At 71.9% G+C, this 20,875-nt stretch carries 12 protein-coding genes; 3 read left to right on the top strand and 9 right to left on the bottom strand.

What is annotated here, in order from left to right:
- Positions 1 to 72: 72 nt before the first annotated feature.
- Both RFN52_RS29315 and RFN52_RS29310 read left to right on the top strand, forming a co-directional pair.
- Positions 73 to 2,115, top strand: coding sequence for a glycoside hydrolase family 31 protein (locus RFN52_RS29315; RefSeq protein WP_184850539.1), 2,043 nt, complete (start codon positions 73 to 75; stop codon positions 2,113 to 2,115).
- A gap of 100 nt (positions 2,116 to 2,215) precedes the next feature.
- A complete protein-coding gene (locus RFN52_RS29310; RefSeq protein WP_184850537.1) occupies positions 2,216 to 3,403 on the top strand; it encodes a sulfotransferase family protein in 1,188 nt (395 codons plus the stop codon).
- Positions 3,404 to 3,433: 30 nt separating this feature from the next.
- On the opposite strand, the gene RFN52_RS29305 is transcribed toward RFN52_RS29310, so the two are convergent.
- The 7 genes from RFN52_RS29305 to RFN52_RS29275 all read right to left on the bottom strand — a co-directional run bounded on the left by RFN52_RS29305 (position 3,434) and on the right by RFN52_RS29275 (position 14,346).
- Positions 3,434 to 4,147, bottom strand: coding sequence for a glycoside hydrolase family 12 protein (locus tag RFN52_RS29305; protein ID WP_184850535.1), 714 nt, complete (start codon positions 4,145 to 4,147; stop codon positions 3,434 to 3,436).
- A gap of 35 nt (positions 4,148 to 4,182) precedes the next feature.
- Entirely contained in the window at positions 4,183 to 6,372 is a 2,190-nt protein-coding gene (locus RFN52_RS29300; protein ID WP_184850533.1) for a glycosyl hydrolase family 95 catalytic domain-containing protein, read from the bottom strand.
- A complete protein-coding gene (locus tag RFN52_RS29295; protein ID WP_184850531.1) occupies positions 6,369 to 8,348 on the bottom strand; it encodes a beta-galactosidase in 1,980 nt (659 codons plus the stop codon). Before RFN52_RS29295 ends, RFN52_RS29300 begins: the two co-directional genes overlap by 4 nt.
- A complete protein-coding gene (locus RFN52_RS29290) occupies positions 8,348 to 10,546 on the bottom strand; it encodes a sialidase family protein (protein ID WP_184850529.1) in 2,199 nt (732 codons plus the stop codon). Before RFN52_RS29290 ends, RFN52_RS29295 begins: the two co-directional genes overlap by 1 nt.
- Before the next feature lie 109 nt (positions 10,547 to 10,655).
- Positions 10,656 to 11,606, bottom strand: coding sequence for a carbohydrate ABC transporter permease (locus tag RFN52_RS29285; RefSeq protein ID WP_184850528.1), 951 nt, complete (start codon positions 11,604 to 11,606; stop codon positions 10,656 to 10,658).
- Positions 11,603 to 12,637: an ABC transporter permease gene (locus RFN52_RS29280; protein WP_184850526.1), complete on the bottom strand. Its 1,035-nt coding sequence runs from the start codon at positions 12,635 to 12,637 to the stop codon at positions 11,603 to 11,605. Before RFN52_RS29280 ends, RFN52_RS29285 begins: the two co-directional genes overlap by 4 nt.
- Positions 12,638 to 12,663: 26 nt before the next feature.
- Complete coding sequence (locus tag RFN52_RS29275) at positions 12,664 to 14,346, bottom strand: extracellular solute-binding protein (RefSeq protein ID WP_184850524.1); 1,683 nt, start codon at positions 14,344 to 14,346, stop codon at positions 12,664 to 12,666.
- A gap of 322 nt (positions 14,347 to 14,668) precedes the next feature.
- On the opposite strand from RFN52_RS29275, the gene RFN52_RS29270 reads away from it, so the two are divergent.
- A complete protein-coding gene (locus RFN52_RS29270; protein WP_184850522.1) occupies positions 14,669 to 17,506 on the top strand; it encodes a glycoside hydrolase family 3 C-terminal domain-containing protein in 2,838 nt (945 codons plus the stop codon).
- A gap of 97 nt (positions 17,507 to 17,603) precedes the next feature.
- On the opposite strand, the gene RFN52_RS29265 is transcribed toward RFN52_RS29270, so the two are convergent.
- Entirely contained in the window at positions 17,604 to 19,049 is a 1,446-nt protein-coding gene (locus RFN52_RS29265; RefSeq protein ID WP_184850520.1) for an aldehyde dehydrogenase family protein, read from the bottom strand.
- Positions 19,050 to 19,171: 122 nt separating this feature from the next.
- Complete coding sequence (locus RFN52_RS29260; protein ID WP_184850518.1) at positions 19,172 to 20,845, bottom strand: PucR family transcriptional regulator; 1,674 nt, start codon at positions 20,843 to 20,845, stop codon at positions 19,172 to 19,174.
- Positions 20,846 to 20,875 lie beyond the last annotated feature (30 nt).

Here is a 20,875-nt window from a genome sequence, read left to right as displayed (position 1 = left end):
CACAGCTCTGCCTGTACACCTCTGCCTGCACACCTCTGTCTGCACTCCTTCAGGAGCACAGGAGCCCGCCTCGTGAATCAGCCTGCTGAAACCCAGCCCCAGGTGAGCCTGGCGCAGTCCTCCCCGACCGTCGGCACGTTCCGCGAGCGGGACGGCGCGCTGGAGTGGAGCGGCCGCCAGGAGACCCTCCGGATCGAGCCGTGGGGTCCGGACGCGGTCCGGGTGCGTGCCCGGCTCGGCGGCCCGGTCCTCGAAGGGCTGCCGGGCGCCCTGCTCGACGAGGCTCCCGCGACGACGGCCACGGTGAAGACCGAGGACGGACGCGGGCAGCTGACCGTCGGCGCGCTCACCGTCGAGGTGAGCGCCGAGGGTCTGATCCGCTTCCTGCGCACGGAGGACTCCGAAGAGATCCTCGCCGAGGACCGCGCCCACTTCTGGTGGCCGGGCTCCCGCCTCTACACGGCCGTCGGCAACGGCCACCACCACCTGGAGCAGCGCTTCGCCGCCTACGACGACGAGAAGCTGTACGGTCTCGGCCAGCACCAGCACGGGCGCCTGGACCAGAAGGGCCTGGTGCTGGACCTGGTCCAGCGCAACGCCGAGGTCGGCATCCCGGTGCTCAGCTCCAGCCGTGGCTACACCCTGCTGTGGAACAACCCGGCGATCGGCCGGGTGGAGCTGGCGCACAACGGCACCCGGTGGGTCGCCGACTCGGCCCGGCAGATCGACTACTGGATCACCGCGGGCGACCCGGCCGGCGGCCAGCGCCGCTACAGCGCGGTGACCGGCCGCAGCCCGATGCTGCCTCAGTGGGCGGCGGGCTTCTGGCAGTGCAAACTGCGCTACCGCACCCAGGACGAACTGATGGCGGTGGCCCGGGAGTACAAGCGGCGGGGGCTGCCCATCTCGGCGATCGTCTGCGACTTCTTCCACTGGACGCACCTCGGCGACTGGAAGTTCGACCCGAAGGAGTGGCCCGACCCGGCGGCGATGGTGCGCGAGCTGGAGGAACTCGGCATCAAGCTGGTGGTGAGCGTCTGGCCGTCGGTGTCGCCGCTGAGCGAGAACCACCCGGTCCTGGAACAGCGCGGCTGGTTCATCGGCACCCAGTACGGGCCGATGGCGCACGCCGACTGGCCCGACAAGGAGGTCGCCTCCACGGTCCAGGTGGCCTTCTACGACGCCACCAACCCGGAGGCCCGGGAGTTCGTGTGGTCGAAGGTGAAGGAGAACTACCTCGACCCGTACGGCATCACGGCGTTCTGGCTGGACGCCTGCGAGCCGGAGCTGAAGCCCGGCTTCCAGGAGAACCTGCGCTACTGGGCGGGCCCGGGCCTTGAGGTCGGCAACGCCTACCCCGCGGAGAACGCCCGCACCTTCTACGAGGGCCTGGCCGCCACCGGCGAGGAGGAGATCGTCACCCTCAACCGCTCGGCGTGGGCGGGCAGTCAGCGCTACGGCGCCGCCCTGTGGTCCGGTGACATCGGCACGGACTTCCCGACCCTGCGCCGCCAGATCGCGGCCGGCCTCAACACGGCCCTGTCGGGCATCCCGTGGTGGAACACCGACATCGGCGGCTTCCACGGCGGCGACCCGGACGACCCGGCGTACCGGGAGGTGATGGTCCGCTGGTTCCAGTTCGGCGCGCTGTCCCCGCTGATGCGGCTGCACGGCTTCCGCGACCCGGGCATGCCGCTGGGCCCGGAGATGACCGGCGGCCCGAACGAGGTGTGGTCGTACGGCGAGGAGGCCGGGGCGATCCTGGAGCGGTACCTGCGGCTGCGCGAGCGGCTGAAGCCGTATGTGCTGGACGTGATGCGGGCGGCCCACGAGGAGGGCCTGCCGGTGATGCGGCCGCTGTTCCTGGAGTTCCCGGACGACCCGGCGGCCTGGTCGGTCGACGACTCCTACCTGTTCGGCCCTGACCTGCTGGTCGCCCCTGTGCTGACGGCCGGAGCCACCGCACGTACGGCGTACCTGCCGGCGGGGGCGTCCTGGACGGACGCGTGGACGGGCCAGACGTACGAGGGCGGCCGGGCCGTGACGGTCGACGCCCCGCTGGACCGCATCCCGCTGTTCCTGCGGGACGGGGCACGGCTGCCTGTAGCGGAGTAGCCATGCGCGTAGGGGCGGCCGGGGCGTGAGCCGTCAGCCGGTTCCGGCCGTCCCTCGATTGCTGTGCCACAACGGGCAGTTCGGTCGATAGGGTCTTGTCGTGTCCTCTTCACCGCTCGCCCTCACCGTGGCCGGTCTGCTGCTGCGGCCGGCCTTCGGGTCCCGCCGTGATCCCGGCCGGATCTTCGACCGCATCGTGGTGGAGGCCGGTGAGGCCCCGGGAGACCGGGAGTTCGTCGACGGCTTCCGGGCCCTGCTGGGCTGGTGGGCGAAGGCGGAGCACCTCACCCCGGTCGGCTGGCAGGCCGCGCAGGGGCACGTCCGGCGGCATCTCGCCAACCGGGCGCGGGTGCGGCGGCTGATCGCCGAGCACCCGGAGATCGGACGGGAACCCATCGAGAAGCCGGTGTTCGTCGTCGGACTGCCCCGCACCGCGACCACCGTCACGCACGCGGTGCTGTCGATCTCGGAGGAACACCGCAGCCCCCTGCTGTGGGAACTGCTCGCGCCGGACCTGGAGTTGGCGCCCCGGGAGCGGCGCAGGGCGATCGCGGCCGGACGGCGGATGGTCCGGGGCACGGACCTGTTCGCGCCGCGCTTCCGCGACATCCACGCGATGGCCGCCGAGGGCCCGGAGGAGTGCACCTTCGCGCTGCCGCACGCCCTGATGCCGTTCTCCCAGGCCCGTATCCCGGAGTACCAGGAGTGGCACTGCGCGCGGGACTTCACCGCCGACTACCGGTACCTCAAGCAGGTCTACCAGGTGCTCCAGTACGGCCGTCCGCGGCGGCGCTGGATGCTCAAGTCCCCCATGCACCTGGAGAACCTGGACGCGCTGCTGAGGGTCTTCCCCGACGCGACGATCGTGTGGTGCCACCGCGATCCGGTGACCGTCGTGGCGTCCTTCTGCTCCCTGATCGAGCACGGCATGGCCGTCAGCACCCGCCCCGTCGACCTGGCCGGCATCGGAGCCACCTGGCTGGAGCTGCTGAGCCGGGCCATGACGCGCGGTCTCGCGGCCCGGGCCGCCGTCCCGCCGGAGCAGTTGGTGGACGCCCCGTACTCCTGGCTCGGTTCCGACCCGGCGTCCGGCGCGCCGAAGCTCTACGCCGCCGTCGGCGCCCGGTGGACCGAGACCGAAGCGGCCCGGCTCGCCACGGCCGTCGCCCGCCCGAAGGGCACCCGCAAGCACACCTACGACCTGTCCCGCTACGGCCTGACCCGCGACGAGGTCGAGTCGGCCTTCGCCGACTACAACGTGCTGCGGGACGGGGTCGACCGCGCCTGACGGCACGGCCGGCCCCGTCCCCGCGCCGGATCAGCTGCTGCTGACCGTCAGGTTGTTGGTGGTGAAGTTCAGCCCGCCGGACGACGAGGTGACCTCGTAGCCGAACTGCACGTCACCGATCGTCTCGTTGCCCATCCACTTCTTGGTGTCCTTGATCCACTTCAGGATCGGCAGGATGTTCACGGTGCCGGAGCTGGAGTTGGAGGTGCGGATGAACGAGAACACCTCGTTGGCCCCGTTGGTGCCCTTGAAGACGTTCCAGGAGTGGCCGCCGAGGCTGACGCTGCCCTGCGAGGTGCCGAGCGGACCGACGGCTCCGGTCTTGTTGACCCAGAGCATGATCTCGTAGTCGTGGTCCGTGTCCCAGATGTCGTACGACGTGTTGTACGCGCCGGACGACGGGACGCTGACGTTGTAGCTGCTGGACAGCGAGGTCAGCGAGGTGATCGACTTGTTGATCGCCTTCGTCTGGTTCGGGTAGGACTTGATGCCGCCGGTGTTGGGGTGGTTGGCCCAGACGCCCCAGTTGGTACCGGAGTTGGCCCAGATGCACTGACTGCCGGCGCCACTGCCCCAGATGTTGTTGTAGAGCGTGTAGCCGTTCAGGTTGGTCTGGCCCCACTGGTCGCAGGAGTTCCAGACGGCGGCGGAGGCGGGGGCGGAGGCGAGTCCGATGGTGGCGCCGAGTGCCAGGGCGGGGGCCAGCAGGGCCTTGGTGACCCTGCGCAGCGTGCTTGATGCCATGGTGTCCCTTCCATGGGTGGGGGGGGTGGGGGGAACTACCACGTCCTCAGGGTGAGGACGTGGTCCTCTCCGGCGACCAGATGGAGGGATTCTGCGCCGGAGGAAGTGCGGAGTTCGACGCGGTGGGTGCGGCCGGGCCGGATGACGGCGGTGGCACCGTCCCGCGTCCAGGTGAGGTCGAGCTCGGCCCCGAACCGGGTGCGCACGCCGCGCAGGGCGCCGTCGGGATACGCCGCCGGCAGCGCGGGCAGCAGGACCAGCCGGTCGGGGGTCGACTGGACGAGCATCTCGATCAGCACGGCGGGCAGGGTGTGCGCGGCGTCGGCGTTGTAGACGTCCCGCTTCGGGTAGTGGGCGCTCATCAGGGAGGCGTGGAAGAAGTCGCCGTCCAGGACCTGGCCGAGGGCGTGGGCGACGCGGTCCGCGTCCCGGAGCCGGGCCGCGACGAGGGCGTGGTGGAGGTGGCCGTGCGCGGAGTCGTTCTCGGCGCCGCGCAGTTCGAGGGCCCGGTGTGCGGCGCCGGCCAGCTCGGGGCTGTCGTAGGGGGTGATCTCGTCGAGCGGCCAGACGCCGTAGAGGTGGCTGAGGTGGCGGTGGTCGTAGGAGTCGGCGAGGCCGGGCCACGCCCATTCGGCCAGGGCTCCGTCCTCGTTGATCCGGTGCGGCGGGAGCCGGTCGGCGAGGGCGTTCCAGCGGTCGGCGTCGGGGCCCGGGTGGTGGGCGGCGGCCGTGCGCAGGGCGTGGCGGGCCGCGGAGAGGTCCATGGCCGCGTTGATCGTGCCCCAGCTCGCGCCCGCCGGCCGGTTCTCGGGTGAGTAGGACGGGACGACGACGAGGTGACCGTTCTCGTCCGTCCTGGTGAGGAAGTCCTCGTAGAACAGGGCGACTTCGGCGAGGGCGGCGGCGGTGCGGGGGTCGCGGGTGCCGTGGGTCTCGTCGTGGTCGACGAGCGGCTTGAGCAGCCAGTCGGCGCCGGCGGTCCACAGGTGCAGCGGGTACTCGCGGCTGTAGTGGTAGGAGTGGCCGGACTCGCCGTCGGTGTGGGCGGGGGCGACGGCGCCCCGCGTGCCGAAGATCGCGCGGGCGTTGTCGCGCCAGTCGGGGAGCTGGCGGTGGACGAGGTTCGCGAGGGCCTCGGTGACCTCGGGAAGGGCTGCGGCGGCGGCCGAGGCGGTCTGGAGGTTGAGGTTGGCGTCGTTGGTGAACGCGCCCGACCAGGCCGTGTTCCAGTCGCCGGTCCACAGTCCGGTCAGCCGGGGCGGGAAGAGGCCGCTGGAGGACAGCAGGTGGTAGCGCCCGGCGGCGAAGAGCCGCTCCAGCAGGGCCGCGCTGCGGGGTCTCGTCAGCAACTCGGATCCCGGCAGGGCCCGTTCGGCGGGGTCGGCGGCGAGATCGAGGGTGACCCGCTCGTAGGCGGTGCGGTGCAGGGCGGTGTGGCGGTCGAGGAGTTCGTCGTACTCCGTGGGCAGGTCGCGCAGGGCGCGGCCCTCGGCGACCACGTCGAGCTCGCCGGTGTGCCGGTGCACGCGGGTGAGGAGCAGTACGGACCGGGCGCCCTCGATGCACACGCCCGGGGGCACCAGGGCGGTCGTGCCGCCGGTGACGGTGACCTGGGTGACGCCGGTGCAGGCCCGGTCGCCGTCGGGGTAGCGGATGCGCAGGCTGAGCAGGGCGCCCTCGGGGGTGAGGACGGCGCCGTGGCCGATGCCCAGCCGGGCGGGGGCGCCGGGCAGCCCGGGGTCGAGGTCGATGCCGAGGGAGAGGCCGGGTCCGGTGACGTGCTGGACGATCACGTCGTCGGCGCGGGAGACGAAGACGCGGCGGGCCCACCCGGCACAGGTCGTGGTCACCACTCCGGTGGTGAAGTCGACGTCCCGCCGGTAGTCCTGGCCGCCGTCCCCGGGCCGGGCCAGCCGGACCTGGAAGGCCGGGTGGAAGGGCTGCACCCACTGGAGGGGACGCCCGTCCGTGAAGTCCTCGGCGGCTCTCGTGTCGCCCGCCAGGAGACGGTCCTGGAGCCCGGGCAGGTCACCGGCGAGCTGCGGTGGGCGGCGGTCCCGGCCGCCCGGCCGCACCAGGGTGTGGTGGGTGACGACGACCCGCTCGGCGTGCGGATCGCCGAAGACCAGGGCGCCGTGCCGGCCGTTGCCGCTGAGGAAGGCGTCCTCCCAGCGGGCGGCCGGGAGCGGCTCCCAGGTGCCGTGGACGGGGGCGGAGGCGGTCATGGCCGGAGCACCGCCGCCTCGTAGCGGCCGAGGGTGACCCGGTCGGTGACGTCCGTCCCGGACAGCAGGTCGCGGTGGGTGCCGGGCACCTCGACGGTCACCGGCTCGCGGCCGTGGTTGAGCACGAACAGCACCTCGCCCCGCCGCACCGCCTCCACCTGCCCGGGGAGATCGTCGAGCACGGGCCGGACGCCCGCACCGGCGGCGATCGACGCCAGCAGGTCGCGCAGCGCCTCGGGCTCCGGGAGCGTGGAGACGTACCAGGCCCGGCCCTTGCGCAGCACCGCGGGCATGCCGTCCAGTTCGCCGCCCTTGTAGCAGGCCGTGTGGTCCGGGTCTGCGGGCTCGATCTCCTCGGACCACAGGGTGCCACCGAAGCCCTCGCAGGTGACGGTCTCCCCCTCGTCCAGGGGCCACCACTCGTGCAGCGTGCGGATGCCGAACAGTTCGCGCAGCCGGACGTCCATGCCTCCGGGGCGGACGCGGTCGTCCTGGTCGGCGACGCCGGTCTGGAAGCCGCAGACGAGGGTGCCGCCCTGCCGGACGTAGGCGAGGAGGTTGTCGGTCGCGGTGTCGGTGAGGGCGTACAGCTGCGGCACGACGACCAGCGAGTACGGCGTCAGGTCGTGCTCGGGGTGAGCGAAGTCGGTGGTGAGGTGCGCCTGCCACAGGGCCCGGTGCCAGGCGCGCAGGACGTTCGGGTACTCCACCCGGCCGGACAGGCGGCCGTCCTGGGCGCCGGCCCACCAGGCGTGCCAGTCGTGCAGGACGGCGACGTTCGCGGTGAGGTGCCGGCCGGTCACCTCGGGCGCGATCCGCTCCAGGTCGGCGCCGAGCCGCTTGACCTCCTGGTACGTCCGGCCCTCCTCCCCCGCGTGGCTGACCATGCCGGAGTGGAACTTCTCCGCGCCCTGCCGGGACTGGCGCCACTGGAAGTAGCAGACGGCGTCGGCGCCCCGGGCCACGGCCTGGAGGGACCAGAGCCGGTTGAGGCCGCGTGGCTTGGGGTGGTTCACGCCCCGCCAGTTGACCGGGCCGGCCGCCTGCTCCATCAGCATCCAGGGCCCGCGTGCCTGGGAGCGGGTCATGTCCTGGACCAGGGCGCCGTTCTGCGCGCCGAGGGGGTCGCGCGGGTCCGGGTAGAGGTCGACGGAGACGACGTCCTCCTCCTCGGCCCAGCGCCAGGCGTCCTGTCCGAACCACAGCGGCATGAAGTTGCTGGTGACCGGCGTGTGCGGGGTGTGCCGCCGGACGATGTCCCGCTCGGCGGTGTAACACTCCAGGAGCATGTCGGAGGTGAAGCGGCGGAAGTCCAGGACCTGGCCGGGGTTGCGCAGGTAGTGCGGCAGGCGGGGCGGCAGGATGCCGTCCCAGGTGTCGTAGCCCTGGCTCCAGAAGGCGGTCCCCCAGGCCTCGTTGAGGGCGTCGAGCGTGCCGTACCGCTCGCGCAGCCACCGCCGGAAGGCCGCCGCGGCCTGATCGCCGTAGTCGTAGGTGCAGTACTCGTTGTTGATGTGCCACATCGTCAGGGCCGGGTGGCCGCCGTAGCGGGCGGCCAGGTCCTCGGTGATGGCGGCGGCGTAGCGCCGGTAGGTGGCGCTGGAGTGCGAGAAGTGCTGTCGGCCGCCCCACCACTCGGTGCGGCCGTCCTCGGTGACGGGCAGGGTGTCGGGGTGCAGCCGGCCCATCCAGGGCGGGGGCGAGGAGGTGGGGGTGGCGAGGACGACCCCGATGCCGTTCTCGTGCATCAGGTCCATCAGCCTGTCCAGTCGGTCGAACTCCCGTGCCCCGGGCTCCGGTTCGAGCGTCGACCAGGAGAAGACACCGAGGGTGACCGAGTTGACGCGGGCGGCCTTCATCAGCCGCACGTCCTCGTGCCAGGTCTCCTCGGGCCACTGCTCGGGGTTGTAGTCGCCGCCGAAGAGGAGCCGGCCCCGGGTGGCGTCGCTGAGGGCGGGCCCCGTCTGCTCCGGCATCAGACGGGCTCCCCGTACTGCACGCCGCGGCCGTTGGTGGCGATGTAGACCCGGCCGTGGACACGCGGGTCGCCTGCGATGGCGGCGCCGATCCAGCCCCACCGGTGCCGGTCGTCGTTGATCCGCGTCCAGGTCTTCGCCTCGTCGTCGGAGCGGTACACGGCGGTGACGGTCTCGGTGGAGCCGACCATGTAGACGGCCGGGTACGGAGCGCCCTCGGCGGCCTTGCCGAAGCCGAGGGTGTACGAGGCCCAGCAACTGGCGACCTTGCTGAAGCTCGCACCGCCGTCCGTCGACCGGTACAGCCCGTTCCACTTCAGGCTCAGCCACAGGTGACCGGAGCGCCCGGGCGTGACGGCCAGCTGGAACTCGGTGTCCCCCGAGTTCAGGCCGGTCGCCCGCGCGGTGAAGGTCCGGCCGCTGTCGGTGCTGGCGAACAGCGTGCCGCTGGTGGTGTCGAAGGCGTAGCAGCGGGCCGGGTCGACGGGGTCCGGGACGGGGACGGCACCCTTCGGGAAGGAGGCGACCTCCGACCAGGTGGCGCCGTTGTCCGTGGAGCGGTGGCCCGGGTTGCTCGTGCCGAAGGACCACAGCAGCACGCTGCCGTCGGCGTTGGCGGCGATCGGGCCGGGCGCGGTCTTGGCGACGTCCGGCTGGGCCTCGAAGGGCGTCCAGGTCTTTCCGCCGTCGTCCGACCAGGCGCCGTTGCCGTGGTCCCCCCACCCGGCCCGGACGACGTACGACGGCTTCGCGGCGGCCAGCGACAGGCCCGTCGCCGTGCCGAACACGGGGTTCGACGCCATGCCGCGCGACGGGGAGGCGGTGAGCCGCTCGTGGTACATCACGCCGATGTCGCCGGACCCGCTGAGCAGGTGCGCCGTGCCGGTCGGGGGCGAGATCAGCTGGCGGACGGACGCCTCCTCCACACCGCGGATCTGCGGGGCCCAGTGCTTGAGGTCGCGGGTGCCGTAGAGGGTCGCGCCGGTGCCGTAGACCACGTGCCGGGAGTCGTACGGGTCGAGGGCGACAGCCTGGATCCACCAGCCGAACTTGGGCTCGTCCCCGCCCCAGTTGAGGTACGGCGTCTCGGACACGTCGAAGACGGCCCTGTCCTTCAGGGACGTCCAGGTGCGGCCGCCGTCGGTGGAGCGGAAGACGGTGTCGACGTCGGCCCAGCGGTTGTTCGTCGACACGACGAGCGTGCCGGGGCGGCGGGCGTCGACGGCGACACCGCCGTAGCCGAAGGAGTCGGCGGAGCCGTCGGCCGTCGTGCCGCCCGGCTTCACCGGGGTGACGTCCCTCCACTTCCCGGTGCCGACGCGCAGCTGGTGCACGCTGCCGTCGGACTGCCCGTTCGGGCCGGGGGCGTTGGCGTAGGTCACGTACAGCTCGCGGGTGTGCCTGTCGTACGCGGCCCGGACCGGAACTCTGGCGGCAGTGCCGGCCGGCTGCCCCGGGACGGCCTCCCAGGTGGCGCCGTCGACGGTGCGGTAGAGGTTCGCGGAGGTGCCGTCGGAGTCGCCCCAGCCGGCGTAGACGCTGCGGCCGGCGGCGACCAGGAGCGTGATGCCCTGGCCGGTGGCGCTCGGTGCGGCCGGGAAGCTCACGGCCTGCCAACTGGCGCCCCGGTCGGTGGATTTGAGCAGCCCGTCGTGCCGGGTGCCGAGCCACAGGGTGTCGCTGTCCCGGGGATCGACCAGCAGCCGTTCGCCGCAGCCGCGCCCGTCCTCGTTGGCCCCGAGCTTCACGGTGAGGTCGGTGCGCTGCCAGGTCGCTCCGCGGTCCTCCGAGCGCAGCACGGCCCCGTTGCCGGCCCAGGACTGCGCGTAGGTGCCGAGGGCGAGGTAGACCCGGTCCGGATGCGCCGGGTCGACGGCCATGGCCTCCACACCCAGCAGGTTCCAGTCGTCCCAGCCGATGTGGTCGGTCAGCGGGATCCACCGGTCCCTGCGATCGTCCCAGCGGTAGGCGCCGCCGATGTCGGTGCGGAGGTAGGCGAGACCCTTGACGGAGGGGTGGAACAGCACCCCGCTGATGAATCCCGTGCCGCCCTGGACGGCGTTGCGCCAGCGGTAGTTGCTCTGCGCGGGGGTGGCGGCCGCTTGGGCTCGCCCCTGGGTCAACGGCAGGGAGACGGCCGCGGCGGCGGCAGCGGTCCCGGCCAGGACGGCTCTTCTGCTGAGGCGGGACGCGTGCATGACACATACCTCGATCTACGAGAAGGGGTGGGGAGACATACCTCAGGGGCGCGGGGAACTGCGCGATCGGCCACGACGCCGCCGCAGAGATCCTGTGGCGGGAGGGCGTTCAGCCCTTGACGGCACCCGTGAGCATGCCCTTCTTGAAGTGCTTCTGGACGAACGGCGAGATCACGGCCACCGGCAGCAGCGCCATCACCATCACGGCCATCTGGATCGCCAGCGCGGAGATCTGGCCGGTCTTGATCGCCTGGCTCACCCCGACCGGCGCCTCCTGCTTCTGCACGAGCTGGATCATGACGTTCTGCAGCGGCATCATGCTCTGATCGCTGAGGTAGATCGACGCGTTGAACCAGGCACTCCAGTACCCCACGGCGTAGAACAGCGTGATCACCGCGATGACGGCCCGCGAGAGCGGAATGATGATCTGCCAGAGGATGCGCCAGTCGCCCGCCCCGTCGATCCGCGCACTGTCGACGAGTTCCGGCGAGATGCCCATGAAGAACGCGCGCAGCACCAGGATGTTGAAGACGCTCACCGCGCTCGGCAGGATCAGCGCGAGATACGTGTCGGTCAGCCCGAGAGACTGCACCAGCAGGTACGTCGGGATGAGCCCGGCTCCGAAGAACATCGTCGCGAGCAGGGTCATCAGCAGCCAGCGGTGGCCGAGCGAACCGCTCCTGGACAGCCCGTACGCCGCGAGGACCGACACCGCCATCGAGAACAGGGTGCCGGCCAGCGTGACGCACACGCTGACGATCGCCGCCCGGGTCACCTGCCCGCCGCTCAGCAGCTCCTGGTAGGCGATGAACGTGATGTCCTTCGGGATCAGCACCAGACCGCCGGCCTCGGTGATGGTCCTCTTCGAGGACAGACTGGTGACGATGACGATCCACAGCGGGAACAGCACCGCGAGGCAGGCACCGGCCAGGACGATGCCCTTGCCCGCGACCCCGGCCTTGCTGGGCTCGTCCTCCCAGACGGGCCTCGGCGGAGCCTGCCACCAGCGGGGTTCGCGCGCCGCCTCGTCCAGGGCGGCCTTGTCGATGACGGCGGTCATTTCTTGTACACCCCCTGCTCGCCCATGAAGTGGGCCACCTTGTTCGCGGCGAGCACGAGCGCCACACTCACCAGACCCTTGATGAGGCCGGCCGCCGCGGCGTAGCTGAAGTCCTGGTTGCGGACGCCGTTCCACCACACATAGGTGTCGAGGACCTCCGCCGCCCCTGGCCCGACCGCATCGCGTTGCAGCAGGATCTGCTCGAACCCGACGGTGAGCGCGTCACCTACGCGCAGCACCAGCAGCAGGGCGATCACGGGCCGCAGGGCGGGCAGCGTGACGTGCCACATCCGGCGCCAGCGCCCGGCCCCGTCCATGGCCGCCGCCTCGTACAGGTCGGGGCTCACGGAGGCGAGTGCGGCGAGGAAGACGATGACGCCCCAGCCCGCGTCCTTCCAGACGCCCTCCGCCGTCACCAGGAACTTGAAGATCCCCGGGTCGGTCATGAGGTCGAAGCCCTCGTAACCGTGCCGGCGCAGGGTCTGCGCGATGATGCCCGCGCCGCCGAAGATCTGCTGGAAGACGGTGATCACCAGCACCCAGGAGAAGAAGTGCGGCAGGTAGAGGATCGCCTGCGACACCGCCCGGATCCGGGGCCTGATCACGCTGTTGATGAGCAGCGCGAGCACGATCGGGATGGGGAAGAACAGCACCAGCTGGAGGGAGAACAGCACGAGGGTGTTCTGCACGGCGTCCCAGAACGCCGAGTCCGCGAAGATCCGCTCGAACTGCTCGATGCCCACCCAGGGGCTCTCCAGCATCGCGACGAAGCCGTTTTCGCTGACGTACGGGTCGTACTCCTGGAAGGCGACGACATTGCCGAGGATCGGTACGTAGTTGAAGACCAGGACCAGCAGGACGGCCGGCAGGGTCATCAGGATCAGAGTGCGGTCCCGGCGGAACCGCAGGCGAAGGCTCAGTCTGCCGGAGGCTTTCTCCTCCGGCCGCCCCCCGGCGGGGGCTTCCGCCCGGGGGTCCGCCTCGGTCGTGGTCGCCTCGGCCCTGCTGCGGGGCACCGTGCTGTTGGACACGGATGTCTCCTTGCCTCAGCGCCGGGTCACTGCGCGGAACCGTTGTCGTCGTGCAGCTTCTGGTACCAGTCGCGCAGCTTGTCGCCGCCCTGCTTCTTCCAGTCGGAGACGGCCTGCTGCACGTCGCTGATCTTCTTGCGGCCGCGGACGGTGTCGTCCTCCAGCTGCTCGAAGTCGTTGGAGAGGTTGGTGTAGCGCGCCGGTTCGGTGATCTGCAGGCCCCAGAAGGTGGACTTCTTGGTGAAGGCGCCCATCCGCTGCTGCCACTCCACCTGCTCCTTCGCGATGTCCGGGAAGTCCGGGTGCGCGATGGTCGGAGCGGGGCTGGCGAGCATGACGTAGGCGTTGATGACCTCCTGGTTGCCCTTGTCGTTCTTGGTGGGCACCCCGTCCTTGACGGTGTAGTGGGTGCCCTCCACCCCGTAGTTGGTGAGCATGTACTCCTTGGTGCCGTACGGGGCGGCGGTGACGTTGGCGGCGGCCAGGATGTCCTCGACGACGGCCTTGGAGGCCTTCTTGTTGACGAAGGCGAAGATGCCCGCGGGCGAGCCGGCCCAGAGGACGGGGTCGCCGCCGTCGGCGCCGAAGATGTCCATGCCGGAGATGCGGAAGTCGGTCTTCTGGCCCGCCTGTTCGGCCATCTTGCCCCACCAGGACGTGATGTTGTCGTTGTAGATCAGCACCTGGCCGGCGGTGAATCGGTCGCCCGCGGTGCCCTGGACCGCCCTCGCGTCGGGATGGACCACACCCGCCGCGTACAGCTTGCGCACCCACTCCAGCGCTTCGAGGTACTCCTCGGTCTCGACCCGGTAGACCATCTTGCCGTCGGCCAGGTTCCAGCCGAGGGGTTTCTCGCTGCCGGAGAGCACACCGAAGAACTCGAAGGCGGACCACTTCATGTCGTCGCAGGCCCACACCTTGGCCTTGGGCCGGCTGATCTCCTTGGCGAGGGCGAGGAACTCGTCCGGGGACTTGGGGAGTTCGTAGCCCTCCTTGTCGAAGACGTCCTTGCGGTAGAAGGGCACGATGCCGGGGACGGCGGGAGCGGGCTGGGGCAGACCGCGCAGCTTGCCGCCGAAGATGGAGTACTGCCAGGCGCCGCTCGGGATGGCCGCGAGGTTCGGGTACTTCTTGATCGCGTCCCCGGACAGGTAGGGACCGAGGTCGGCGAACTTGCTGATGATGGCGCTGGGTATCTTGCCGCCCATGTTCCAGCTGGGGATGACCACGACGTCCGGCAGGTCGCTGGAGGCGAGCACCGCGCCCAGCTTCTCGTCGTAGGTGTTGCCGTCCTGGTTCTGCCAGGCGATGTCGACGCCGATCAGGTCGTTCATCGCCTGGTAGTAGGCGTTGTCGCCCTTCGGCGGCGTGCCCCAGAACGGCGACATGATCTTGACGGAGCCGCCCTTGCCGAGCTTCTTCGGCACCGAGGTCTTGAGGCCGGCCAGGTCGAGCTTGGCCGTGAAGCCCATGGCCGAGCCGTGCTTGGACGGGATGTCCGGCGTCACGACGTTGCTCGCCACGTACGCCGGCAGCAGCTTCTTGGCGTTCTTGCCGGCCGTCGTGCCGTCCTTCGAGCCGCTGTCCGACCCGCCGCACGCGGCGAGCAGCGGCATCCCCCCGGCCACGGCCGCGGTGGCGACCGCCGTGGAGGCGAGGAAGCTTCTCCGGCTCGGTCCGGAGGAGGCGGAGGCGGCGTTCGGCGTCATTGCGTCAACCCTTCATGGCGCACCAGGACACCCGGCGGAGGGCCGTCGGCTGCGGTGTCTCGAGTGGAACTGGCTGAGCAGAAGCGACACTTCGACCAGAGGGGCTTCCGCAGTCGAAGCGCTTCGATGTTGCTGTGAGGTTAAGTGAACACCCCAGGGTGCACAAGGGTCGTCCCCAAACTTCCTCGCAGGTGCAGGAGGGGACCGTTCCTCATGCACGACTTGAAGTGACGGCGTCGGCTCTTGACACCCGGCCCGTCGTCGACCCAGCATCGAAGCGCTTCGAAAGCGCCTCGCCGATCCATCGCAGGGGGATCCCCACGTGACCGCACACCCGCCGCCCACCGAACCGTTCCGCGATCCGCAGCTGCCGTTCGCGAAGCGCGTCGACGATCTGCTGGAGCGGCTCACCCTCGACGAGAAGACGTCCTTCCTGCACCAGTTCGCCCCCGCCGTCGAACGGCTCGGCGTCGCCGCCTTCCGCACCGGCCAGGAGGCCCTGCACGGCGTGGCGTGGATGGGCCCGGCGACGGTGTTCCCGCAGGCGGTCGGTCTCGGCGCCACCTGGAACCCGGAGCTGGTGCGGCGCGTCGGCGACGCGGTGTCCAAGGAGATCCGCGCGATGCGCGCCAAGGACGACCGGGTCGGCCTCAACGTCTGGTCCCCGACGGTCAACCTGCTGCGCCACCCCCTGTGGGGCCGCAACGAGGAGGGCTACTCGGAGGATCCGAAGCTCACCTCGGCGATCGCCACGGCCTACACCCACGGGCTGCGGGGCGACCACCCCACCTACTGGCGCACCGCGCCCGTGCTGAAGCACTGGCTGGCCCACAACAACGAGACGGACCGCTCCACGACGTCGAGCTCGGTGCGCCCGCGCGTGCTGCACGAGTACGACCTGCGGGCCTTCCGCGAGACCGTCGAGGCGGGCGCGGTGGCCGGGGTGATGCCGGCGTACAACCTGGTCAACGGCCGCCCCAACCACGTGTCGCCGTACCTGCGCGAGCACTTGCGCGCCTGGACGGACGAGGAACTGCTGGTCTCTTCGGACGCGGGCGCGCCGAGCAACCTCGTCGACTCGGAGCACTACTTCGACACCCACGAGGAGGCCACCGCCGCTTCCCTCGTCGCGGGTGTCGACAGCTTCACCGACCACGGCACCGATTCCTCGCGGATGACCGGGCGGCTGCGCGGCGCCCTGGAGCGCGGTCTGCTGACCGGGGCCGATGTCGACACGGCCGTCCGCCGCCAGCTCTCGGTCCGTTTCCGGCTCGGCGAGTTCGACCCGGAGTACGACCCGCACGGCGCCACGAGCGAGTTCGACACCCCGGCACACCGCGCCCTCGCCCAGGAGGCCGCCGAGCAGGCGATCGTGCTGCTCAAGAACGACGGGGTGCTGCCGCTCGCCCCGGACACCCGCGTGGCGGTGGTCGGGCTGCTCGCCGACGAGTGCAAGCTCGACTGGTACAGCGGCACCCTCATCCACCGCTCGACCCCACTGGAGGGCCTGTACGAGCGGTTCGGCGCGGAGCGGGTGGAGTTCTCGGAGGGCGTGGACCGCGTCCGGCTGAAGACCTCCACGGGCGCGTACCTGCACGTGCCGGTGGCCGAGGGGGCCGCCGCCGAGGTCCGCGGGGCCGAGGGCGCGCTCGACCCGGCCCTGCTCACGGGCCGCACCGACCTGCCCGCGCTCACGACCGACGCCGACGGCACCGAACTGGCGCTCGCCGACTGGGGCGAGGGCGTCCTGACCCTGCGCGCCCCCGACGGCCGCTATCTCTCGGTCGCCGACGACGGCTGCCTGCGCGCCTCCGCCGACCAGCCGGGCGGCTGGATCGTGCAGGAGACGTTCCGCCTGGAACCGCACGGGAACGGGCACCTCCTCAAGCACCTGGGGACGGGTCGCCACGTGTGTGTCTCCGCCGACGGCGTGAAGGTTGCCGACACCGACCCCGAGGTCTTCGAGCTGGTCGTCGCCGAGCGCGGCGAGGAGGCGGCGGCGCGTGCCGCAGCGGCGGCCGACGTGGTCGTGGTGGTCGCGGGCAACGACCCGTACATCAACGGGCGCGAGACCGAGGACCGTACGACCCTGCGCCTGCCGGAACACCAGGAACGGCTGCTGCGGGCGGCCCGCGCCGCGAACCCGGCGACCGTGCTGGCACTGGTCTCCGCCTACCCCTACGCCGTCGACCCCGCCGGGCTTCCGGCGGTGCTGTGGACCGCGCACGGCGGCCAGGCGGCCGGCACCGCCCTGGCCCGCGTCCTGGCCGGTGACGTCTCCCCCGCCGGCCGCCTCCCACAGACCTGGTACGCCGACGACGCCGACCTGCCCGGCCTTCTCGACTACGACGTGATCGGCTCCCGCCAGACGTACCTCTACTTCGAGGGCACCCCCCTGTTCCCGTTCGGCCACGGCCTGTCGTACGCGTCGTTCACGTACGGCGGCCTGACGGCCCGGGCCGGGGACGGGGCGGTGCACGTCTCCTTCTCGGTCACCAACACCGGTGACGTGACCGCCGACGAGGTGGCGCAGCTCTACGGCCGGGCCGTCGACCCGTCCGTGCCGCGTCCGGGACGTGAGCTGCTGGACCACCGGCGCGTGACCCTCGCCCCGGGCGCGACGGCGGAGCTGGCGTTCGAGATCCCGCTGAGCGCCTTCGGGTTCTTCGACGTCGCCCAGGACCGGTGGCGCGTGGAGCCGGGCGCGTACGAGCTGCTGGCCGGGGCGTCCAGCGAGGACGTCCGGCTGCGCGCGACGGTCACGCTCGACGGCGAGCCGGCCCTGCCCCGCGCGGTCGTCGCGAACGGCCTCCCCGCGGCCGGGTTCGACGAGTACAGCGGCATCGAGATCGTCGACCGGACGAAGGTGTCGGGCGACGCGGTGACACCGGCCGGCCAGGCGACGGGCGAACTCGTCTATCGCGCCTGCGACTTCGGGCGGGGCATCTCCGGGGTGACGGTGGAGGTGGCCGGCGAGGGCTCGGTGGAGCTGTCCCTCGACGGCGGTCCGGTGCTCGCGGTGCTGTCGACCGCGGCTCCCACCTCGGGCCCGTACGACTACGTCCCACTCGACGCGTCCGTCGTCGCCGCGGGCGTCCACGACGTGCACCTCAGACTGCGCGGCCCGCTGCGGCTCGCGCACGTCGGTTTCTCCGGTTGAGGGTCCGGAGCAGGCCGGCGTAAAGAAGGGGCCCGGCACCGGAAGGCATCGGTGCCGGGCCCCTTCGTGGAGCTTATATGAAAATGGTTCTCATGAGCTAGAGGTTGATGCCGGTGAGGACCAGCACACGCTCGTACGTGTAGTCCTCCATGGCGAACCGCACGCCCTCACGGCCCACGCCGGACTGCTTGACGCCGCCGTACGGCATCTGGTCGGCGCGGTAGGACGGCACGTCGCCGATGACGACACCGCCGACCTCCAGGGCCCGGTGGGCGCGGAAGGCGGTCTGCAGGTCGTGGGTGAACACGCCCGCCTGGAGGCCGTACTTGGAGTCGTTGACGGCGTCGAAGGCCGCGGCCTCGCCGTCCGCCCTCTGCACGGTGAGGACCGGCCCGAAGACCTCCTCGCAGGAGATCGTGACGTCGGCCGGGACCTCGGCCAGGACGGTCGGCGCGTAGGAGGCGCCGTCACGCTTGCCGCCGGTGAGCAGCTGCGCCCCGGCGTCCACGGCCTCCTGGACCCACGTCTCGACGCGCCGGGCTGCGTCCTCGCTGACCAGCGGGCCGACGTCGGTCTTGTCGTCGCCCGGGTCGCCGGTGACCTGGGCCTCGACGGCGGCGACGATGCGCGGCAGCAGCCGGTCGTACACCGAGGCGTCGGCGATGACCCGCTGCACGGAGATGCAGGACTGGCCGCCCTGGTAGTTGGAGAAGGTGGCGATGCGGTTCGCCGCCCACTCCAGGTCCTCGTCGCTCGCCCAGTCGGCCAGGACGACGGCCGCGCCGTTGCCGCCCAGCTCCAGGGTGCAGTGCTTGCGCGGCACCGAGTCCATGATCGCGTAGCCGACCTTCTCGGAACCGGTGAAGGAGATGACGGGCAGCCGCTCGTCCTGCACCAGGGCCGGCATCTTGTCGTTGGCGACCGGCAGGATGCTCCAGGAGCCGGCGGGCAGCTCGGTCTCGGCGAGCAGTTCGCCGATGATCAGGCCGGACAGCGGGGTCGCCGGGGCCGGCTTGAGGATGATCGGGGCGCCGGCGGCGATGGCCGGGGCGATCTTGTGGGCGCAGAGGTTCAGCGGGAAGTTGAACGGCGCGATGCCGAGCACGACGCCCTTGGGGAAGCGGCGGGTGAGGGCGAGCCGGCCCTGGCCGCCGAGGTCGGTGTCGAGGCGCTGGGCCTCGCCGCCGTTGAACCGCCGGGCCTCCTCGGCCGCGAATCGGAACACGGACACGGCCCGGCCGACCTCGCCACGCGCCCACTTCATCGGCTTGCCGTTCTCGGCGGAGATCAGCCGCGCGATCTCCTCGGTGCGCTCGACGAGGCGCTTGCTGACGTGGTCGAGCGCGGCGGCCCGGACGTGGGCGGGGGTGGCGGCGAACTCGTCCAGGACGGCGTGCGCGGCGGCCACGGCCTCCTCGACCTGCGCGTCCGTCGGCACGCTCACCGTGCCGACGAGCCGCCCGTCCCAGGGGGAGGTGACGTCGAAGGTGTCCTCGCCGGTGGCCTGGCGGCCGGCGAGCCAGAAGGCGTGGGTGGAGGTCATGTGGGTTCCGGCCCTTCGGCGTTGGGGGTGATCCTGTGCTTCGGGACCAACGGTAGGGGCGAGGTGGCCGAACGACGTTTGTCCGAGCCGTAGCAGTGGGGGACGCGGACACTCCGGTTTGGCTACTCGGTGGAGGCCGCCTTCAGGGCCAGCCACAGCTCCATCCGGACGTCCGGGTCGTCCAGGGACCGGCCGAGGATCTCCTCGACCCGGCGCATGCGGTAGCGCAGGGTGTGCCGGTGGACGCCGAGGTCGGCCGCCGCCGCGTCCCACTGGCCGTGCTTGGACAGCCAGGCGCGCAGGGAGGCGACGAGGTCGCCGCGGCCCGTGGCGTCGTGCTCGTACAGCGGCCGCAGCATGCCGTCGGCGAAGGCCCGTACCGCGTCGTCGGCCAGCAGCGGCAGCACCGATCCGGCCGCCATCTGCTCGTGCTCCACGAGGACGCGCCCGCGCCGCCGCGCCACCGACAGCGCCTGCTCTGCCTGTTTGTAGGCGGCGGACGCGGCGATGGGCCCGGCCGGTGCCGACAGGCCCACGACCAGTTCGTCCTCCTCGCCGCCCGGCACCTTCTCGCGTATCCCCGCCCGGGCCGTCTCCAGGGCGCCCGCGTACTCCCCGCAGGCCGCCGCGGCGGCGCCGCCGTCCGCGGCCAGCACCACCAAACGCTCCCCCTCCGGCACCACCAGTACGGCCTCGCCGGCCCGGGCCGCCGCGGACTCCACGACGTCGGCGAGGGCCGCGAGGGGGTCGCCGCCGGGGTCGGCCGCGGCGAGCGCGGCGGCCGAGTGCCGCTCGGCGGGAGCAGCGCCCTTGCGTGCCTCGGCACGGGCCAGCGCGGCGGACGCCGACACCGGCACCCGCTCCGCGACCATCATCCGGAACGGCGCGTCCAGCAGCTCGCCGTACAGGTCACCGGCGACCGCACGGGCGTGGTCCGGCTCCCCGGCCAGCAGCATGCGCAGCACCGCCGCACCGACCCGCTGCTCGGCGGCCTGGAGGGACCGGGAACGTTCCGTGGTGAGGGTCAGCAGCGCGATCGCCGAGTGGACGGCGTAGCGCTCGGCGGTGCCCGGGGCGGCGGCCGTGCCCACGGCGAGGGCCGCCCGGGGGCGGCGGCCGGTGCCGAGGGTGTGCAGCTCGACCCGGTCCTCGTTCTCCGGGCCGCCCACCACGGAGGAGGCGGGGGCGGGACGGTCCCGCAGCTTCTGCACGTCACCGGTGAGCCGCGCGGCGCGCCGCCCCGCCCACTCCGGTGCGGTGGCGACGACCGCACCCGAGGCGTCGTACAGCGCCGCCCAGCCGTCGACCTGCGCGGCCAGCGCGGCCAGCAGCCCCTCCGGCCCGCCGGTCTGGGCCTGCCGGGTCAGCTCGCGCTGGGCGGCGAACCCGGCGGTGACGGCCCGGTACTGGTCGGCGGCGATCGCGGCGGAGACGGCCTTGCTGATGGCGAGGAACGGGGTGCGGCGCGGGACCTCCAGCAGCGGCAGGCCCTCCCGTGCGGCCGCGTCGACGAGCGCGGCGGGGATCTCGTCGTAGTTGACGCCGACGGCGAAACCGAGCCCGGCCACTCCGGCCCCGGCCAGCCTGCGCACGTAGCGGCGCATGGCCTCCGGGTCCTCGGCGTCCAGCTTGAGGGCGGTGATCAGCAGCAGTTCCCCGCCCTCCATATAGGGGACGGGGTCGGCGAGCTCGCTGGGGTGCGCCCAACGGACCGGCACGTCGAGGCGGTCTTCGCCCGCCCGCACGGTCAGCTTCAGCGCGGAGTGGTGGACGAGCGAGGCGAGCGTCGGGGGCATGAGGCCTTCTGCGTCAGGGCTGTGAGATCT

The sequence above is a fragment of the Streptomyces collinus genome (assembly GCF_031348265.1).
In the GTDB taxonomy this organism is placed as follows: Bacteria; Actinomycetota; Actinomycetes; order Streptomycetales; family Streptomycetaceae; genus Streptomyces; species Streptomyces collinus.
This window is presented reverse-complemented; position numbering and strand designations above follow the sequence as displayed.

Coding starts and splice junctions, on each gene's coding strand:
- RFN52_RS29305 (WP_184850535.1), bottom strand. CDS start 4,147: ATGGCATCAAGCACGCTGCGCAGGGTCACCAAGGCCCTGCTGGCCCCC.
- RFN52_RS29300 (WP_184850533.1), bottom strand. CDS start 6,372: ATGACCGCCTCCGCCCCCGTCCACGGCACCTGGGAGCCGCTCCCGGCC.
- RFN52_RS29295 (WP_184850531.1), bottom strand. CDS start 8,348: ATGCCGGAGCAGACGGGGCCCGCCCTCAGCGACGCCACCCGGGGCCGG.
- RFN52_RS29290 (WP_184850529.1), bottom strand. CDS start 10,546: ATGCACGCGTCCCGCCTCAGCAGAAGAGCCGTCCTGGCCGGGACCGCT.
- RFN52_RS29285 (WP_184850528.1), bottom strand. CDS start 11,606: ATGACCGCCGTCATCGACAAGGCCGCCCTGGACGAGGCGGCGCGCGAA.
- RFN52_RS29275 (WP_184850524.1), bottom strand. CDS start 14,346: ATGACGCCGAACGCCGCCTCCGCCTCCTCCGGACCGAGCCGGAGAAGC.
- RFN52_RS29265 (WP_184850520.1), bottom strand. CDS start 19,049: ATGACCTCCACCCACGCCTTCTGGCTCGCCGGCCGCCAGGCCACCGGC.
- RFN52_RS29260 (WP_184850518.1), bottom strand. CDS start 20,845: ATGCCCCCGACGCTCGCCTCGCTCGTCCACCACTCCGCGCTGAAGCTG.